Here is a 22,508-nt window from a genome sequence, read left to right as displayed (position 1 = left end):
GTAAAATAATTATGGAAAGAATTTAATAATCGTGTTAGAATTTGAATTGTATTTGTTATAACTTATTGTGAATTAATAAAAGGGAATGGTGAGAGTGTTTTGAATAGATTCAAAATGATTGAAGAAATAAAAAATACGAACTATAAGATGCACAAAAGTAAAAAGGGATGGCTAGTTAGCTACTCTCTTTTGACTTTTATGTTAGGGGGAGGAGCAGCACTCTCTCAATCGGCTAGTTCAGCAAGTGCCCAAGAAGTAAAAACGTCTGATACTGATAATCAGAGTAATCAAGTTGGAGTTGACAAGTCGGTCCAACAAAAGGTTGACGACCAAGCAGTAATCGAAGCTAAACAAACTGGGTTAAACACGTTGGAAACTGTAGCTACTAGTACTAAGCAGAAGATAAATGGAGATCGAAACTTAACCAGTGCTACTAAGGCTAAACAGGTAAAAGCGGTTGACGCTTTACTTAATGATTCTAAAGATAAAGTTAATGCGGCGAATGATTTAGCTGATCTTAAGACAGTATTGGACAAGGCTAGTTCTGATATCATGGCTACTTATCAAGCAGGTGTTGATCGGGCTAGTCTGCTTAGAAAAGCAAAGAAACCTACCAAAACTAAAGCAGTTAAATCTAAAAAAGCTAAAGCTCGTTCTAAAAAAACCGGCTCTAAGATCAAAAAGTCGAAAAAGGCAGTTCAAGGTAGTTTAGCAACTTATGCTGGCCTCAATTCATTTCTGAAGTCTGGTACAGATGATACTGTTTCAAAGAAATCTTCTACTAAGGCTAAAGATTATGGCTCATTGATTGATGCTTCAAAGCCGTCCAACACTTCGGTGGACATTCCCACAACTGAAATTCCAACAGATGTTTCGGGGAGTAGATTGGCTGATGACTCAGCTACTAAGCCTACTAATTCAAATGAAGCTGATTCAGAGCTTGCGGCTAAGCCAAGAGCTATTGGAGTGGCTGGTTATGATAGTTCAAAGAGTGTAACGGTTGGTGCCGACCCCGACAGCGATCGGGACGACTTTAATAAGGATGTTGACAAGCCAGCAGGAAAAACTCCTACTTCAATGAATATTGCCACTCCTGATCAGATAGTGAATCCAGATATGTATAAGAAAAAAGTAGCAAACGTAAGTGATTTTAATAGTTTAGCAGCAGCCTGGACTGATGCCAGCGTAACCTATATCAACATTACTGGTGATATTACATATACTGGCGGTAGTATGGGGACTCGTGCTGCGGGGGCCAGTGTAGTTGTTAATGGTAATGGTCATACGATTGATTTAGATAGACAGAACTTCACTTATGCAGGGGTCCCATATTCTAATCTAACAACTGTAACATTGACCAACGGCAAGTTCAAACAAGGGTTTCCAGGAAATGATGGGGATAATTTAGCCCTTGTATATTCTAGCAATGGTTCAGGACTTAAGGTAAATATTGACAATGTCAATCTATCAAGTTCGTTAAATGGTTATAACCCAATTCATGCGGTTATGGCCAACTATTCCAAGGTAACATTTTCAGGTACCAATGTCTTTAACATCTCGAACGAGGTTACGCGTGGCGTTGGGATGATTGACTTTGCCAACAATGCCCATGTGACCATGAACAGAACCAGCAACGATATTAGATATTCAGAGTTTTGGTTTTCAAATGTGGCACCGCAAGCCAGTGTAGGTTATGGTAACCAAATCACGATGGGTGATGGCTCCTCTAATGAAGCATATACCTATAACGGATTGGCTGCCAACTATCCTGCAATGTATAATAATGTTCGCGGAGTGACGGTTGGTGACAATGTCAAGTGGACGCAGACTGGGTTCCAATACTTTATAAATGGAACGCAGGGTGGTACCTCAGATGCGCAGTTTAAGTTTGGACAAAACTTTACCTTGTCTGCTCCAGTTACGACCCAACCGAATGCGATTCGGCTGTGGGGTACACAAAAGGCAGAGTTTAACGCTGGAACCACCTTTGATATTAACCAAAGATATAATGACTCGGTAATTCGGGTTAATGACACATCAAGTGTTACCTTTATTTCACCAAAACAACTGCACTTGGCCATTCAAGATGGTAATGGTAACCCAGTCGCAACAGGCGCAGGGATTATTTCTGGTTCAGGTACAGTAACACTGAACAACTCTAACATTAAGACTTGGCTGAGTAGTAATTCCCAGGCTACTAGTGCTGCAGGAGACAATACGGCTAAGTTTGCCAAGATGGTGGTTAGAAATGGTCAAGCAGTAATTACCGATTTAAGTGGGGCCATTGCTAATTCAAATATTGTCACACCAACGACACGTGAATTACAGACGATTGCGATTCCAGTTGGTAAGGTTAATGTGCAATATGTCGACCAAAATGGTAAGAATGTTGGTGGACTGGTAGAAGTACCGCTAGATAAAGACTCTTATATTGGTCAATATCTGCCCCTGATTACAGAAGCTAATGTTGTCAAGAATATGCCTAAGGGCTACATGTGGGCCATTGGCAAGCAAGTATATGCTGGTGCCAAGTCTGACGCTCAAAGTGGTGGTGACCCGACTAACGACAATGACAATGGTGATACATATGGTCAGGCATCGGTTGGACTTACGCCAATGGAAGGTACCACATATACCTATAAGATTTATGTCTATGGGATTAAGCAAAACGTTACCTACCAGTATGTAGATGTTAACCATAAAGATCGGGTATTGACCTCGCCGTTATCAGGCCAAACCGGTACAGAAGCGGTTGGTGGTGTAACACCGGCCAACTATGGTAACACGATTGACTGGACTAACAAGTACTATACTGAAGACAATGTGCCCGCTGGTTACCACTACGCAGCTAGCGCTCCTAATCAGGCAAAGACGACGGTTGTATCCGATAATAATCCAGTAGTTACAATCTATGTAGAAGGTAATTCGCAAACGATTAATCCAACTTTTGTAGATACTAACGGGAATCAGGTTGTTCCTAACGCACCATATGTAATTCAAGGAGCAACGGGCCAAACAATTAAGTTGCCAACAGCGCCAGATGCCAATAACTGGGCCTTAGACCATGTAATTGTCAATGGACAAGCAATGGCAGTAGGTTCAGCCTTTGAATTTGGCAACGGAACAGACGAAATCACCTATGTATACCACCCGTTGGATGTAGAGAAGCAGGCCGCTAATACAGCCATCGATGCGGAAGCGACTAAGGTTAAAGATGAGATTGATGCAGATCCAACGCTTGACAGTGCAACTAAGGCAAAGCAAAAGGATGAGGTCGATAAGGCGGCAACAACTGCTAAAGACAGTATCAACAAGGCAGTATTGCCAGCCCAAGTCGATAAGGCCAAGGAAGATGGGATTGCGGCGATTGACGCAGCCCACGTAGCCGGGATTGCGCTTGATCAACAAAAGAAAGATTACAGTAAGCAAATCGATGATGAAGCCACTAAGATCAAGGGAGAGATCGATGCCGATGAAACTTTGGATGATGAAACCAAGGTAAAACAAAAGGGTGATGTCGATAAAGATGCAGCGGATGCGAAGGCGGCGATTAATAGTGCCACTAACATCCAAGCAGTTAAAGACGCAACGGCTGCCGGCATCGTTAAGATCGATGGCGATCACATCCCAGGCAGTGTGTCGTTGCCCGACCAAAAGAAGGCAGCGATTGCGGCGATTGATGCGGAAGCCACCAAGGTTAAGGGAGAAATCGATGCCGATACAACCCTAGACGCAGCGGCTAAGGCAAAACAAAAGGGTGACGTCGATAAAGACGCGGCTGATGCCAAGACGGCGATTAATAACGCTACTAACGCCCAACAAGTCAAGAATGCCAAAGAAGCGGGCATCGTCAAGATCGATGGTGACCACGTTCCAGGTAACATTTCGTTGCCAGATCGGAAGACGAGTGCGATTGCAGCAATTGATGCGGAAGCGACTAAGGTTAAGGGCGAGATTGATGCGGATGTCACTTTAGACACGGCTGCTAAGAACAAGCAAAAGGCTGATGTCGATCGTGACGCGGCGGCTGCTAAAGACAAGATCAACAGTGCCACTACGGCTCAAGGGGTAATTGATGCCAAGGATGAAGGGATCGCTAAGATTGATGCGGACCACGTCCCAGGCAATATTTCCCTGCCAGATCAGAAGACGAATGCGATTGCGGCGATTGACGCCGAAGCCACTAAGATTAAGGCTGAGATAGATGCGGATGTGACCTTAGACACGGTCACTAAGAATGAGCAGAAGGCTAACGTTGATACTGATGCGGCGATTGCCAAAGCAAACATAAACAGCGCTACTAATGCGCAAGGGGTGAAGGATGCCAAGGAAGCGGGAATCATCAAGATTGATGGCGACCACATTCCAGGTAGTATCTCCCTGCCAGTACAGAAGACTGACGCGATTGCGGCGATTGATGCCGAGGCTACTAAGATTAAGGGTGAAATCGATGCGGATGTCACTTTAGACACGGCCACTAAAAACCAACAAAAGGCTAATGTGGATAAAGATGCCGCAATAGCTAAGAACAACATCACTAATGCCAAGGATGCGCAAGGTGTGAAGGATGCCAAGGAAGCTGGTATTATCGCCATTGATGCGGACCATATTCCAGGCAACGTTTCCCTGCCAGTACAAAAGACGGATGCGATTAAGGCCATTGATGATGAAGCCACCAAGGTCAAGGGAGAGATCGATGCGGATGTCACTCTTAATAGTAAAGAAAAGGCCACTCAAAAGGCCAACGTGGATAAGGATGCGGCTGATGCGAAGACGGCGATTAACAATGCCACTAATGCCCAAGGGGTGAAAGATGCCAAGGAAGCCGGGATCATTAAGATTGATGGTGACCACATTCCAAACAATATTTCCCTACCAGACCAAAAGGATGCGGCTAAGGCAGCGATTGATGCGGAAGCCACTAAGGTCAAGGGTGAGATTGATGCGGATGTAACGCTAGACGCAGCCACTAAGACCAAGCAAAAGGGTGACGTTGACAGAGACGCAGCAGCAGCGAAGACGGCGATTAACAACGCCACTAATGCGCAAGCTGTGAAGGATGCCAAGGAAGATGGCATCATCAAGATCGATGGTGACCATATTCCAGGCAATATTTCCCTGCCAGATCAAAAGAAAGATGCTATTAAAGCAATAGATGCGGAAGCCGCTAAGGTTAAGAATGAAATCGATGCCGATGTGACCTTAGACAAGGCTACTAAGGCTAAACAGAAGGACAATGTTGATAATGACGCCGCTGCAGCTAAAGCAAACATTAATAGTGCTACTAATGCCCAAGGGGTAAAAGATGCGAAGGAAGCTGGTATTATTAAAATTGATGGCGATCACATTCCAGGCAGTGTTTCACTGCCGGATCAAAAGACCAATGCTCAAGCAGCAATTGACGCCGAAGCCACTAAGATCAAGGCTGAAATTGATGCGGATGCGACCTTAGATACGGCCACAAAGAATAAGCAGAAGGGTGACGTTGATATCGACGCAACTACTGCCAAAGCTAATATTAGTCAAGCAACTGATGCCCAAGGGGTTAATGATGCCAGAGATGCCGGGATCGCTAAGATTGATAGTGACCACATCCCAGGCAACATGACATTACCTGAGCAAAAAGCGGATGCAATTAAAGCAATTGATAATGAAGCTACCAAGATTAAGGGTGAGATCGATACCGATCCAACGCTTGACGACGCAACTAAGACCAAGCAAAAGGCTAATGTTGATAAGGATGCCACAGCGGCTAAAAATAATATTAACAGTGCTACTAATGCTCAAGGGGTGAAGGATGCTAAAGATGCTGGTATTATAGCTATCGATGGTGACCACATTCCAGGTAATGTTTCTCTGCCAGATCAAAAGAAGGATGCTATTAAGGCAATCGATCAAGAAGCAACCAAAATCAAAGGTGAGATTGATGCTGATCCAACTTTAGATAGTAAAGAAAAGACAGCTCAAAAGGCCAACGTGGACAAGGACGCGGCTGATGCCAAGACAGCAATTAACGCCGCCACTAATGCCCAAGGCGTGAAGGATGCCAAGGATGCTGGTATTGTCAAGATCGATGGTGACCACATTCCAAATAGTGTATCTCTGCCAGATCAAAAGACCAATGCTCAAAAGGCCATTGATGCGGAAGCTACCAAGATCAAGAATGAAATTGATGCCGACCCAACGCTAGATGCTGCAACCAAGAAAATCCAAAAAGACAATGTTGACACAGATGCAGCTGCTGCCAAGAATAAGATTAGCCAGGCAACTACTTCTCAAGCAGTTAAAGATGCTAGAGATGATGGTATTGTCAAGATCGATGGTGATCACATTCCGGGTAATATTTCCTTACCAGATCAGAAGAAGAATGCGATAGCTGCCATTGATGCAGAAGCCACCAAGGTTAAGAATGAGATTGATGCAGATCCAACTCTGGATGATGCAGCCAAAACCACCCAAAAGGGAAATGTTGATAAAGATGCCACTGCTGCTAAAGCTGCAATTAACAATGCAACTGATGCCCAAGGCGTGAAGGATGCCAAGAGTGATGGGATCATCAAGATTGATGGCGACCACATTCCAGGTAGTGTTTCCCTGCCAGATCAAAAGACCAATGCCCAAGCAGCCATTGATGCCGAAGCCACTAAGATCAAGGCTGAAATTGACGCGGATTCAACTTTAGATACAGCCGCTAAGAATGAGCAAAAGACTAATGTTGATGTTGATGCCGCTGCTGCTAAAGCTAATATCAGTCATGCGACTAACGCTCAAGGCGTGAAAGATGCCACTACTGCTGGTATTGCCAAGATTGATGGTGATCACATTCCAGGCAATGTTTCACTGCCAGATCAAAAGAAGAATGCACAAGCAGCCATTGATGCCGAAGCTGCTAAGATCAAGGGCGAGATTGATGCGGATTCCACTTTAGATACAGCCGCTAAGAATAAGCAAAAGGGTCAAGTTGATACTGATGCCACGATTGCTAAGAATAACATTATTCAGGCAACCAATGCGCAGGGCGTGAAGGATGCCAAGGAGGCCGGAATCATCAAGATTGATGGTGACCACATCCCAGGTAGTGTTTCCCTGCCAGATCAAAAGACTAATGCCCAAAAGGCAATTGATCAAGAAGCAGCTAAGATCAAGGGCGAGATTGATGCGGATTCAACTTTAGATACAGCCGCAAAAACTGCTCAAAAAGGTCAGGTAGATAAGGATGCCGCCGCAGCTAAGGATGCGATTAACAACGCAACTGACGCTCAAGGCGTGAAGGATGCCAAGGATGCTGGAATCATCAAGATCGATGGTGACCACATTCCAGGTAGCATTTCTCTGCCGGATCAAAAGAAGAATGCCCAAAAGGCAATTGATGATGAAGCAACCAAGGTTAAGGGACAAATTGATGCCGATAAGACCTTAGACGCAGCCACTAAGACTAAGCAAAAGGGCAATGTTGACAAGGACGCAGCGGATGCCAAGACGGCAATTAACAATGCTACTGATGCACAAGGTATCAAGGATGCAACCGATACTGGAATTGCTAAGATTGATGCTGATTACGTTCCTGGTACCGTGTCACTTCCAGATCAAAAGACTAATGCCCAAAAGGCAATTGATCAAGAAGCGGCCAAGATCAAGGGCGAGATTGATGCCGATCCAACCTTAGATGATGCAGCTAAAACTGCGCAAAAGGGTCAGGTAGATAAGGATGCTGCCGCAGCTAAGGATGCGATTAACAACGCAACTGACGCTCAAGGTGTCAAGGATGCAACCAATACAGGTATTTCGAAGATTGATGCAGATCACATTCCAAACAGTACATCCCTGCCAGATCAAAAGACCAATGCTCAAAAGGCCATTGATGCGGAAGCCGCAAAGATTAAGGCTGAAATTGATAATGATTCAACTTTAGATGATGCAACTAAGAAGATTCAAAAGGGTAACGTAGATAAAGACGCTGCCGCTGCTAAGGCTAATATTAGTCAGGCAACCAATGCTCAAGGTGTCAAGGACGCAACTACAGCAGGTATTGCTCAAATTGATGCGGATCACATTCCAGGTAACATCTCACTTCCAGATCAAAAGAAGAATGCGCAAGCAGCCATTGATGCGGAAGCAACTAAGATTAAGGCAGAAATTGATGCGGATTCAACGCTTGATACCACTGCCAAGAATGCGCAAAAGGCTCAGGTTGACAAAGATGCCACTGCCGCTAAGAACAACATTAGCCAGGCAACTGATGCGCAAGGCGTGAAGGATGCTAAGGATGCCGGGATTATCAAGATTGATGGCGACCACATTCCAAATAGCATTTCATTACCTGATCAGAAGAAGAATGCCAAAGCAACAATTGATGCCGAAGCCACTAAGGTTAAGGGTGAAATTGACGCAGACTCAACGTTAGACGATGCAACTAAGAAGGTACAGAAGGATAACGTTGATAAAGATGCCGCAGCAGCTAAGAACAAGATTGATCAAGCTGTCGATGCGCAAGCTGTCAAGGATGCAACTGATGCTGGAATCATTAAGATTGATGGCGATCATATCCCAGGTAGTGTTTCTCTACCAGATCAGAAGAAGAATGCACAAGCAGCTATTGACGCTGAAGCCAATAAAGTTAAGGCAGAAATCGATGCTGATGTCACTTTAGATAATGCCGCTAAGACTGCTCAAAAAGCTCAGGTTGACAAAGATGCCACTGCCGCTAAGAACAACATTAGCCAAGCAACTGATGCACAAGGTGTAAGTGACGCTAAAGATGCAGGTATCAATAAGATTGATGCCGATCACATTCCAGGAAGTGTTTCTCTGCCGGACCAGAAGAAGAACGCGCAAGCTGCCATTGATGCCGAAGCAGCTAAGATCAAGGGTGAGATTGAAACTGATCCAACTCTTGATGATGCAGCTAAGGCTACTCAAAAGGCTCAGGTTGACAAAGATGCCACTGCCGCTAAGAACAATATTAGCCAGGCAACTGATGCACAAGGTGTAAGTGATGCCAAGGACGCCGGGATTGTCAAGATTGATGGTGACCACGTACCAAATAGCACTTCACTACCAGATCAGAAGAAGAGTGCTCAGGCGATTATCGATCAAGAAGCAGCTAAGATTAAGGCCGAAATTGACGCTGATCCAACTTTAGATACAACAGCCAAGAATGCTCAGAAGACTAACGTTGATGTTGATGCCGCTGCAGCCAAAGCCAACATTAGCCAGGCAACCAATGCTCAAGGCATTAAAGACGCTACTAATGCAGGTATTATCAAGATTGATGGCGATCACGTGCCAGGCAGCACTTCCTTACCTGATCAAAAGAAGGCGGCTCAAGCAACAATTGATGCTGAAGCTACCAAGGTCAAAGGTGAGATTGATGCTGATCCATCCTTAGATAATACAGCCAAAGCAGCTCAGAAAGCGCAAGTCGATAAAGATGCCGCTGCAGCTAAGACTAACATCAACAACGCAACTGATGCTCAAGGAGTTAAAGATGCAACAAGTGCTGGTGTAGCTAAGATTGATAGTGACCACGTACCAAACAGTGTTTCCTTACCTGATCAAAAGAAGAGTGCTAAGGCCACGATTGACCAAGAAGCAGCTAAGATCAAGGGTGAGATTGATGCCGATCCTACTTTAGATAGTGCAGCGAAAACAACTCAAAAGGCCAATGTTGATAAGGATGCTGCTGCAGCCAAGGCTAACATTGACCAAGCAGTTGATGCTCAAGGTGTTAAGGATGCCACTGATGCTGGTATTGTCAAAATTGACGGTGACCATGTACCAAACAGCATTTCCTTACCTGACCAAAAGACCAATGCTAAAGCCACGATTGACCAAGAGGCAACCAAGGTTAAAGGTCAAATTGATGCCGATCCAACCTTAGATAATGCAACTAAGGACAAGCAAAAGGCCAATGTTGATACTGAAGCTAAGAAGGCTAAGACTGCTATTGATAATGCAACTAATGCACAAGAAGTGAAGGTTGCAGTTGATAATGGAATAATTGCGATTGACGCTCAATATGTACCAGGTCAAAATGGTAGTTTGGACAGTCAAAAGGCTAAGGCTCAAGCAGCTATTGAACAAGAAGCAGCTAAGATTAAGGCCGAAATTGATGCGGATCAAACTTTAGATAATGCAGCTAAGACCATTCAGAAGGCTAATGTTGATAGAGATGCTACTGCAGCTAAGGCCAACATTACTCAAGCAACTGATGCTCAAGGTGTGAATAATGCTAGGGACGCTGGCGTTATTAAGATTGATAACGACCACGTACCGAACAGTGTTTCCCTACCAGATCAAAAGAAGAATGCCCAGGCAGCTATTGATGCTGAAGCAGCTAAGATTAAGGCGGCCATTGATGCCGATCCAACCTTAGACAATGTAACTAAGACTGCACAAAAGGGTAATGTTGATGTTGATGCTGCTGCAGCTAAAGTTAACATTAATAATGCAGTTGATGCTCAAGGTATCAAGGACGCAACCAATGCGGGTATTGTTAAGATTGATAACGATCATGTCCCAGGCAGCGTATCATTACCTGATCAAAAGAAGAATGCTCAAAAGGCTATTGATGACGAAGCAACTAAGATTAAATCTGAAATTGATGCCGATGAGACTTTGGATGATGTAACTAAGGCAGCTCAAAAAGCTAACGTTGATAAAGATGCAGCTGCTGCAAAGAATAACATCGATAAAGCAACTGATGCTCAAGGTGTTAAGGATGCAACCAATGCAGGTATCAACAAGATTGATAGTGATCATGTACCAAATGCAACTTCACTTCCAGATCAGAAAACTAATGCCAAGGCAACGATTGATCGTGAAGCCTCAAAGGTTAAGACCGAAATTGATGCCGACCCAACCTTAGACACTATAACTAAGGAAGCCCAAAAGGTTCAGGTTGATAAGGATGCCGCTGCAGCCAAGACTAATATTGATCAAGCACTCAATGCTCAAGGTGTCAAAGATGCAACTAATGCTGGAATTGCGAAGATTAATAGCGATCACGTGCCAAATAGTACGTCGTTAGTAGATCAGAAGAAGAATGCTCAAGCTACAATTGATGCTGAAGCAACTAAGATTAAGGCCGAAATTGACGCTGATGAAACTTTGGATGATGCAACTAAGGCAACTCAAAAGGCTCAGGTTGATAAAGATGCTGCCGCAGCTAAAGTTAATATTAGTCAAGCAACTGACGCCCAAGGTGTGAAAGACGCCACTGCAGCTGGTATTGCAAAGATTGATAGTGATCACATTGCAGGTAGCGTTTCACTAGCTGATCAAAAGACTAATGCGCAAAAAGTAATCGAGAACGAAGCAGCTAAGATTAAAGCAGAAATCGACGCTGATCCAACTTTGGAAAATTCTGAGAAGGATGCGCAAAAAGCTAACGTTGACAAAGATGCCGCTGATGCGAAGAACAAGATTGATCAAGCAATCAATGCTCAAGGCGTGAAGGATGCAACAAGTGCTGGTGTAGCTAAGATTGACAGCGACCACGTACCAAGCAACATTTCAATTCCAGAGCAAAAGAAGAACGCGCAAAAGGCAATTGATGATGAAGCAACTAAGATTAAAGCAGAAATTGATGCTGACGAAACTTTAGATGATGCAACTAAGGCTAAGCAAAAAGCTCAGGTTGATAAAGACGCCGCTGATGCGAAGAACAAGATCGATCAAGCAACCAATATCACTGATATCAAGGAAGCCAAGAATGCTGGAATTGCAAAGGTTGATAGCGATCACGTTCCAAGTAACCTGCCGCTAGCTGACCAAAAGAAGAATGCTCAAAAGGCAATTGATGATGAAGCAGCTAGAGTCAAGGACGCAATTGATGCTGATAAGACTTTGAATGATGCAGCTAAGAGTGAGCAAAAAGCCACTGTTGACAAGGATGCTGCTGCTGCCAAGAGCAAGATTGACCAAGCGCTTAATGCTCAAGGTGTCAATGATGCTAAGGCTGCAGGAATCGCTAAGATTAACAGTGATCACTTGACAAATAGCAAGTCATTATCAGATCAAAAACTTGATGCTAAAGCAACAATTGACACCGAGGCAGCTAGAATTAAGGCTGAAATTGATTCAGATCCAACTTTGGATGATGCAACTAGGGCTAAGCAAAAGGCTAATGTAAATAAAGAAGCAACCAAGGCTAAGGCTGCAATTGACAATGCAACTAGTGCCCAAGAAATCAAGGTTGAAGTATACAATGGCGTAACAGCTATCGATGCACAACATGTTTCAGGTGAAATGGGTAGCTTAGAAAGTCAAAAAGCTAAGGCTCAAGCGGCAGTTGATGAAGAAGCAGCCAAGATTAAGGCTGAAATTGATGCTGATCCAACTTTAGATAGTGAAACAAAGGCAGCTCAAAAAGCTAACGTTGACAAAGATGCGGATTCTGCTAAGAAGCAGATTGACCAAGCACTTAATGCTCAGAGCGTCAAAGACATTGCCAATGCTGCACTTGTTGTAATTGATAATGATCACGTGACAAACGGTACATCATTATCAGACCAAAAGAAGAACGCACAACTGGCAATTGATGATGAAGCAGCTAAGGTTAAGGCCAAGATTGATGCTGATCAGGGCTTAGATGATGCTGCTAAGATTGAGCAAAAGGCTAACGTTGATAAAGATGCTGCTGCAGCTAAGGCTAGAATTGATCAAGCAATCAATGCTCAAGGCGTTAAAGAAGCGCTTAATGCTGGAATTGCCAAGATTGATGGCGATTACGTTTCAACTGGAACTTCAATTTCAGATCAAAAATTAGCTGCCCAAGCTAAGATTGAAGCTGAAGCTAAGAAGATTAAGGCTGAAATCGACGCAGACACAACTATTGATCGTGCAACTAAAGATAAGCAAAAGGCTAATGTTGATGATGCTGCAACGAAAGCTAAGACAGCAATCGATAAGGCAACTTCTGCTCAAACAATTAAGGTTGCATTGAATAGCGGAATTGCAGATATTGATGCGCAACATATTCCAAATGGTAACTTAGATAGCCAAAAAGCCATGGCTGTGGCAGAAATTGACCAAGAAGCTGCCAAGACTAAGAAGCAAATCGCTAATGATACTTCAATAGACGATAAGACTAAACTTGCTCAAACTGCTGCTGTAGATAATGAAGCTGCGATTGCAAAAGCAAACATTCAAAATGCTACGGATGCACAAGCAGTTAGTGATGCCCTTACCAACGGAATTACAAACATTGATGCACAATATGTAACAAATCCAATGTCACTGGCAAATCAGAAAGATTATGCTAAGCAATTAATCAATGATGAAGCCGACATTGTGAAGGAAGCCATTAATGCTGACTCTTCATTAGATCAGGCAACTAAGGACAAACAGCTTAAAGCTGTAGATGCTCAAAAGCAAAAGGCTTTAGACAAGATTGATGCAGCATTAGATGCTCAGACTGTTCAAAAAGAATACAATGATGGTATCCTTGCAATTCATGCACAGTATGTAACAAAAGACTTAACTGCTCAAAAACAAGCAGCTAAGGATGCACTTCTGCAAGAAGCTAATACCATTAAGGCAGCAATTGCGAGTGATGTAACTTTAACGGCTACTGCTAAGGCAACTCAAACGGCTAATGTTCAGACTGAATTAGAAAAAGCTCAGAATGCAATTGATCGTGCTCAGACTGCTCAAGATATAAATGATCTTGAGGATGCTGGCATTAAAGCGATTGATGCTCAGTATATTCCAGGTAAACCACTGGATGAACAAAAGGCTGATGCAATTGCCGCAATAGATCAAGCTGCTCAAGCTGCCAAAGACAAAGTTGATAAAGACCAGAGCAAGACAGATGCTGAAAAGCAAAAGGATAAGGATGCGATTGACGCAGCTGCTTCCGCTGCCAAAGACGAAATCAATAAAGGTACCGAAGCTGATTCTATCAACCATGCCAAAGAAAACGGGATAGCAGCAATTGACAAGATTACTGCTAATAACGGCTCGAATGGCTCTAACGGTTCTAACGGTTCAGGCTCCAACGGCTCAAATGGTTCTAACGGTTCTAATGGCTCAAATGGCTCAAATGGCTCAAACGGCTCAAATGGTTCTAACGGCTCCAACGGTTCTAATGGCTCAAATGGCTCCAACGGCTCAAATGGTTCTAACGGCTCCAACGGTTCTAATGGCTCAAATGGCTCAAACGGCTCAAATGGCTCAAACGGCTCAAATGGTTCTAACGGTTCTAACGGTTCTAACGGTTCAGGCTCCAACGGCTCAAATGGTTCTAACGGCTCAAATGGCTCCAACGGCTCAAATGGTTCTAACGGCTCTAACGGTTCAGGCTCCAACGGCTCAAATGGTTCTAACGGCTCAAATGGTTCCAACGGATCCAATAACTCTGGGTCAGGAAACAATGGTGGCTCAGGTAATAACGGCTCAAATGGCTCAAATGGTTCTAATGGTTCTAATGGATCCAACGGATCCAACGGATCAAATGGTGATGCCACTAAGCCAGGTAATGCAGTTCAAAAACAGCTTTACCACAATGCATACTTCTATAATAAAGACGGTAAGCGGGCTAACCTGTTAATCGCCCAAAAGGGTTCTGCAGTTGCTACTTATGGAACTGAAAAGATCAATGGCCGTGAATTCTACTTAACTGATAATGGACTCTACATTGCTGTTAATAATACTATTCAGCAAAGACGTGTCTTAATGCACAATTCGTTTGTTTACAACCAAAATGGTAAACGAGTTGGAAAGAAGATACTGAGAAAGACCAGTGAAGTTGACACCTATGGTGATCCAGTGATGATTCATGGTAAGGCTTACTACATTATTAGTAACAATCGCTATGTCAAAGCTAGGAACTTCGGTCCAATTTCGATCGAAGCTAACAATGTATTAGCTGATGGCGTGACTGCAAATGCTGAAATCTTACACAATTCATACGTTTATGACGCTGAAGGTAAACGATTAGGAAACGTTGTTCTTAAAGCTGGCTCTAAGATTACAACTGGAGCAAGCAAAGAAGTTAACGGGCGCAAGCTTATTGCGATTTCTGATGGACAATACGTTGATAGTGAAAATATTACGGGAACTAGTCGTCAGTTAAGAACAAAAGCATATGTTTACAATCAATATGGTAACCGTGCTGGTAGAAAGGCTTTGAAGAAGAACAAGTCAATCCAAACTTATGGTAGTGCTGTTACAATTCAGGGTGAAAAGTATTACACAGTTGGTTACAATAAATTTGTTAAACGTTCGGCAGTAAAATAAAGGTAAGTTAATTATTCAAAAACAAAATTTCGAATAATAAAACTTGAGTAACAAAAGAAGCTCTCATCTCGTTAGAGATGGGAGCTTTTTTGTTTGCAAAATCAACAGAGAATAAACTATCACTTTTTTAAAAAAACATAGAAATAATATATCTTCGTACAGCTTATCGCAACTAATGAATTTGTTGAATTTTAATATAAATAAGTGAAATGTATATTATATTAGCAATAAAAAAACAAACCACATCAAGTGGCGTCTATTTCTTTATTCTTGAATTGGTAAAAATATAATCATGATAGACATGGAAAGAGCTTTCTAATCATGATAAAATACTAGAGTAATGAAATTAAATTTAATATAACTATGTTAAATCTTTGAAAAGAATGGTGATTGCATTTTGGATGATTTAAGAATGATTGAAGAAATAAAAAATAAAAACTATAAAATGCATAAAAGTAAAAAGGGCTGGTTGATTAGTTATTCTGTCTTAACCTTCATGTTGGGAAGTGGAGCAGTAGCTTTAATGAATAACACTTCAGCGGTAGAAGCTGCTGAAGTTGAAAGTCAACCTGGTGAAAGTGAAGCTGCGTCGACTGGGAGTGATACGCAAGCGGTTAATGATGCTAAGCTAGCAGCAATTAACACTTTATTAACAACTACTAATTCCGTTGAACAGAGAATCAACTCTGATCGCAGCCTAACTCATCTTGAAAAAGCAAAGCAAGTTAAAAATGCTAGTGCTTTATTTGATGAGGCTAAGAGTAGAATTAATGCTGCAACAGATATAACTAGCGTCAAAACATTGCTGGATAGTGCCGTAAGCAGTATTAATTCCAGCTATCGGCCAGTTGCCCTTGAATTTAAAGCAGTTGCGAGAAAAACTAATGTCCCAAAAGTTAATAAGCCAAAGGGCAATAGCCTAAAGTCCTTTTCAGCTGAAAAGTTGTCAACCTACTCTGGCCTAAATAATTTTTTAAAGGCAGGTTCAACTACTAGAAGTTCTAAGCGGACTGTCAACGAATTGAAGGACTACGGCTCTTTAATAGATACTTCGATGCCGTCTAGTACTTCAGTTGACATACCTGCTAATGAAATAACAACAGATATTTCAGGAGCAAAGTTAGCAGATAATTCTATTAGCAAAAACAGCGCGAACGAATCTAACTCAGAAGTAGAAGTTACGCCAAGAGCCATCGTGGCAGCCGGTTATGATGCTGCTAAGAGCGTTGCGGTTGGTGCCGACCCAGATAGCAATCGTGACGACTTTAACAAGGATGTTGATAAGCCAGCAGGTTCAACCCCAACCTCATTGGATATTGCTACTCCTGACCAAATAACGAGTCCGGACAAGTATCAACAAAAAGTAGTAGATGTAGCCGATTTCAATGGTTTAATAGCAGCTTGGGCTGATGCCAGTGTAACCTATATTAATATTACTAAGGACATTGCCTATACCGGTGGCATTATTGGCAGTCGTGCTGCCGGTGCTAGCGTAGTTGTTAACGGTAATGGCCATACGGTTGATTTGGGAAACCAAACCCTATCATATTTAGGTGTACCATATTCAAATATAACAACGGTAACTTTGACTAATACTAAGTTCCAACAAGGTTATACATACAACGATGGGGATTCAAGTTCTTTGGTGTATTCTCCAGATGGGTCTGGCTTGAAAGTAAACCTGGATAATATAACTTTATCTAGCAGTGCTGCTAACGGCAATAATCCAATTCACGCCTTGATGGCTAATGGATCAATGGTTACCTTCTCAGGCGATAACGTCTTCAATATTTCAAATGAGGTTACACGTGGCGTTGGCAAGATTGTTTTTGCCAATAATGCACATGTGACGATGAATAGAACCAGTAACGATATTCAGTTCTCCCAGTTCTTTATGTCATATGTTGCACCACAAGGTAGTGTCGGTTACGGTAACACCATTACGATGGGTGACAATTCTTCCAACGAAGCATATACCTTCAATGGCCGCCCAGCTAACTATCCAGCGATGTACAACAACATTAATGGGGTAACAGTTGGTGACAACGTTAAGTGGACACAGACAGGTTTCCAATATTTCCTAAATGGTATGCAGGGTGGAGTTCGAGAAGCACAATATAAGTTTGGCCAGAATTTCCACTTATCCGCCCCTGTTACGACGCAACCTAATGCGATTCGGCTGTGGGGTACACAAAAGGCAGAGTTTAATGCCGGAACCACTTTTGACATCAACCAGCGGGCTAATGATTCGGTAATTCGGGTTAATGACTCGGCTAGTGTTACCTTTATTTCACCAAAGCAGTTGCACTTGGCCATTCAAGACGCTAATGGTAACCCAGTCGCAACTGGTGCAGGGATTATTTCGGGTTCTGGAACAGTAACACTGAATAATTCCAACATTAAGACTTGGTTGAGCAGTAATTCCCAGGCTAATAGTGCCGATGGTGACAATACAGCTAAGTTCACCAAGATGGTGGTAACTAACGGTCAAGCAACGGTTACTGACTTAACTGGTAATACTGCAACATCAAACATTGTTACACCAACCACGCGTGAATTGCAGACTATTGCGATTCCAGTTGGTAAGGTTAACATTCAATATGTCGACCAAAATGGTAAGAATGTTGGCTTGCCAGTTGAGCTGAATTTAGGTAGTGATGCTTATATTGGTAAATATCTACCCCTGATTACCAGTGATGTTGTTGTCAAGAATATGCCTAGAGGCTATATGTGGGCGCTCGGAAATCAAATTTTCCCTGGAGCTAAAGCAGACGCTCAAAGTGGCGGCGACCCGACCACAGAAGGTGACAACGGTGATTCATTTGGCCAAGCTGCTGTTGGAATTGCCCCAATGGAGGGTGACACTTATACCTATAAGGTCTATGTCTACGGCACTAAGCAAAACGTTACTTACCAATACGTTGATGTTAACCATAAAGATCGGATTCTGACTTCACCGCTATCAGGCCAGACAGGTAAAGAAGCAATTGGTAACCTTGTTCCGGCCAACTACGGTAACACGATTGACTGGACTGACAAATACTATACTGAAGACAACGTTCCCGCTGGTTACCACTATGCAAAGGGGGCCGCTAGTCAGCCAACGACTACAAAGGTATCCGAAATCAACCCAGTAGTTACTATCTATGTAGAAGGTAACCCGCAAAAGATCAGCCCGACATACGTTGACATGCAAGGGAATACGCTTAATCCAGATAATTTGATTGAGATCAACGGTGTAACTGGACAAAGTATTAAGGTTCCAACTGCACCAGATGTTAAAAATTGGGCGCCAGATCACGTTGAGATCAATGGTCAATCAGTATCACTGGGCTCAGTGTTTGAGATAGGCAATGGAACAGATACCATCGTATATCGGTATCACTCACTAGCGATCGAAAAGGAAGCAGCAATCCAAGCAATTGATGCCGAAGCGACTAAGGTTAAGGGTGAGATTGAGGCAGATCCAACTCTAAATAATAATGCTAAGCAAGAACAAAAGACTGCTGTTGATAAGGCTGCAACGGATGCCAAAGCTAATATCAATCAGGCTGAATATCCTAGTGGAGTGGAAAAGGCCAAGCAAGATGGGATTGCAGCGATTGACGCCGCTCACGTAGCCGGGATTGCGCTTGATCAACAAAAGAAAGATTACAGTAAGCAAATCGATGATGAAGCCACTAAAATTAAAGGTGAAATCGATGCTGACGTAACTTTAGATGATGATACCAAGCAACAACAAAAGAATAACGTTGATAAAGACGCAACTGCTGCCAAGGATGCAATTAAGCAAGCAACTGATGTGCAGACTGCTGAGACTGCGATGAATGATGGAATCGTTAAGATCGATGGTGACCACATCCCAGGTAGTGTTTCCTTGCCCGACCAAAAGAAGGCTGCGCTGGCGGCGATTGATGCCGAAGCCACTAAGGTCAAGGGTGAGATCGATGCCGATTCAACCTTAGATGATGACGCCAAGAAGAAACAAAAGGGTGACGTTGACAAAGACGCAGCTGATGCCAAGACAGCGATTAATAACGCTACTAACGCCCAACAAGTCAAGAATGCCAAGGAAGCGGGGATCATCAAGATTGATGGTGACCACGTTTCAGGAAATATTTCCCTACCTGATCAAAAGAATAATGCTCAAAAGGCAATTGATGATGAAGCCGCTAAAGTCAAGGGCGAGATTGATGCGGATGTCACTTTAGACACGGCCACTAAGAACAAGCAAAAGGCTGATGTCGATCGTGACGCGGCGGCTGCTAAAGACAAGATCAACAGTGCGACTACGGCCCAAGGGGTAATTGATGCTAAGAATGAAGGGATCGCTAAGATTGATGCGGACCACGTTCCAGGCAGCATTTCCTTGCCTGATCAGAAGACGAATGCGATTGCAGCGATTGATGCCGAAGCTACTAGGGTTAAGGCCGAGATTGATGCGGATCCAACTTTAGATGCCCAAGCCAAAAAGACGCAGAAAAATGCTGTCGACATTGATGCCGCTGCAGCTAAAGTAAACATTAACACGGCCACTAATGCTCAAGGAGTTAACGATGCTAGAGATGCAGGGATAGCCCAGATTGATAGTGACCACATTCCAGGCAATATTTCCCTGCCAGACCAAAAAGCTAATGCTGTTGCGGCAATTAACAATGAAGCAACCAAGGTCAAAGGTGAAATTGATGCCGATCCAACCTTAGACAATACTGAAAAAGCAGCTCAAAAAGCTAAGGTTGATAAAGATGCGACCATCGCTAAGAATAATATCAACCAAGCAAGTGATGCTCAAAGTGTAAAAGAAGCAGAACAAGCTGGTATTATTGCGATTGATGCGGACCACATTCCAGGTAATATTTCATTGCCAGACCGGAAGAAAAACGCACAAAAAGCAATTGATGATGAAGCCGCTAAGATTAAAGGAGAAATCGATGCTGATCCAACTTTAGATAGTACAGAAAAAGCGGCCCAAAAGGCTAATGTTGACAAAGATGCGGCTGATGCGAAGACGGCGATTAACAATGCCACTGATGCACAAGAGGTTAAGGATGCCACCGATGACGGCATAAAGAAGATTGATGCGGACCACATTCCAGGTAATATTCCATTGCCAGACCAAAAGAAGAATGCTAAGGCTGCAATTGATGCGGAAGCAACTAAGGTCAAGGGTGAAATTGATGCCGATCCAACCTTAGATGATGCGACTAAGGCTAAGCAAAAAACCAACGTCGATACGGAAGCGGCAATTGCCAAAACGGCAATTGATAATGCAACGGATTCTCAAGGTGTTAAGAATGCTCGAGATGAAGGAATTATCAAAATTGATGCGCAACATGTATCAAACGGCAATTTAGCTAATCAAAAAGCTAAAGCGGTTGCGGATATTGATGAAGAAGTACTAAAAGTTAAAAAGCAAATTGCTAATGATACCTCATTAGATAGTAAAGCTAAAAATGCTCAAAATGCTGATGTAGATGCAGCAGCAGATATTGCTAAAACAAATATTCAAAATGCTACGGAAGTTCAAAATGTTATCGATGCACGTGATCGTGGCATTACCAATATTGATGCCCAGTACGTGACTAACCCAATAACTTTGGAGCAACAAAAAGAACATGCTAAGCAATTAGTGACAGATGAAGCAAAAATTGTCAGCACAATCATTAACAATGATCCTGTTCTTGATCAAACAGCTAAAGCTCAACAAATCCAAACTGTAGAAGATCAAAAGCAAAAAGCGCTTGATAAGATTGACCAAGCAGCTAATGCAGATGCTGTTCAAATTGCCTACAACGAAGGAATTAGTGCAATTCATGCTCAGCATGTAGGTGGGACAGATTTAACGACCCAGAAGCAGACGGCTAAGGATGAACTTGTTCAAGAAGCAACTACAACTAAAGCTGCAATAAATAAAGATGTCCGGCTGAATAAAGTGGCTAAGGCGCAACAGCTTCTTAACATTGATCACGAGCTTGAAAAGGCTCAAAACGCCGTTGATCGAGCAACAACAGCTCAAGAAATCAATGATCAAGAAACAGCTGGACTTAAAGCAATTAATGCTCAATATGTCCCGGGTAAGCCACTCGATGAGCAAAAAGCCGACGCAAATAAAGCAATCGATGATGCAGTAAGTGCGGCCAAGGATAAGATTAATCAAGATAAAAGTAAAACTGATGCTGAAAAGCAAAAGGATAAGCAGGCGGTTGACAATGCTGCTAATGCAGCTAAAGATGCTATTAATAATGCCCAAACTGCTGATGAAATTGATGATGCCAAGAATAACGGCATAAACCAAATTAATAAAATAGTTGCTGATGGTAGCGGCAAGGGTACAAATAATTCTGGCGGTTCTAGCGGCTGGAATGGTGGATCGGGCAGTAATGGAACTAATGGTAGCAACGGCGCTAACGGTTCGAATGGCTCAAATGCTGCAGGTACCACGAACGGGTCCAACGGCTCCAATGCTGCTGACAAGCCGCTTGACAAGTCTAAGGCCAGTCCGAAAGTGCTGCTACATAATGCTTACTTCTACAACAAAGAAGGTAAGCGTGCTAACTTATTGATTGCAAAAAAAGGTTCAACAATTACAACTTACGGAACTGAAAAGATTAATGATCGGCAATTCTACCGAATAGATGAAGATCTCTACATTGCCGTTAATAATACGGTTGAACAAAGACGCAGTCTACAAAAAAATGCCTTTGTTTATAATCGTCAAGGAAAACGTATTGGGAAAAATGCGCTGAAGAAAAATTCAGTAGTCAGCACGTACGGTGATCCGGTTAAGATTCATGGTAAGGCTTACTACATGACTAGCGACAACCACTATGTTAAGGCTCGGAACTTTGGTTCTGTTTTGAAAGAAGCACGTAATGTGCTGGCTGAAAATGTAAATCCTAATGCTGATATCTTACATGATTCATATGTTTATGACGCTACTGGAAAACGCGTTGGTGAGTATGTTCTCTTAGCTGGTTCTAGGGCCACTACTGGTGAGACAAAGACAATTAATGGGAAGAACTACATTGCGATTGGCGACGGTCACTATGTTGCAAGTGGAAATATTACTGGAACTGCTCGTAGATTAAAGACCACCTCATTCGTTTATAGTGAGTATGGCCACCGTCTAGGTAGAAAGGTTCTTAGGAAGAACAAGACAATTCAAACCTATGGTAGTGTAGTGAAGATTCACGGCAAGTCATACTTTACAGTTGGTCACAATGAGTTTGTGAAAAAAGCGAATTTTTAGTCAAGAAGTTACTAGTTGA

The 22,508-nt window shown here is 42.9% G+C and carries 2 protein-coding genes; both read left to right on the top strand.

Features of this window, described 5'->3' with window-relative positions; all coding sequences use genetic code 11:
- Positions 1–99: 99 nt before the first annotated feature.
- Positions 100–15,240, top strand: a complete 15,141-nt coding sequence (locus ACSYSN_RS06005; RefSeq protein ID WP_491711979.1) for a DUF1542 domain-containing protein — start codon at positions 100–102, stop codon at positions 15,238–15,240.
- A gap of 412 nt (positions 15,241–15,652) precedes the next feature.
- Positions 15,653–22,489 (top strand): DUF1542 domain-containing protein, encoded by a 6,837-nt coding sequence (locus ACSYSN_RS06000; protein WP_491711978.1) that lies wholly within the window; start codon positions 15,653–15,655, stop codon positions 22,487–22,489.
- Positions 22,490–22,508 lie beyond the last annotated feature (19 nt).

The organism is Lactobacillus sp. ESL1191 (assembly GCF_058504435.1).
The sequence above is the reverse complement of the archived record's forward strand: the minus strand, read 5'-3'. Positions and strand labels throughout refer to the sequence as shown.

Bases quoted from the DNA above. Each gene is read 5' to 3' on its own strand.
- ACSYSN_RS06000 (WP_491711978.1), top strand. From the start codon at position 15,653: ATGATTGAAGAAATAAAAAATAAAAACTATAAAATGCATAAAAGTAAA.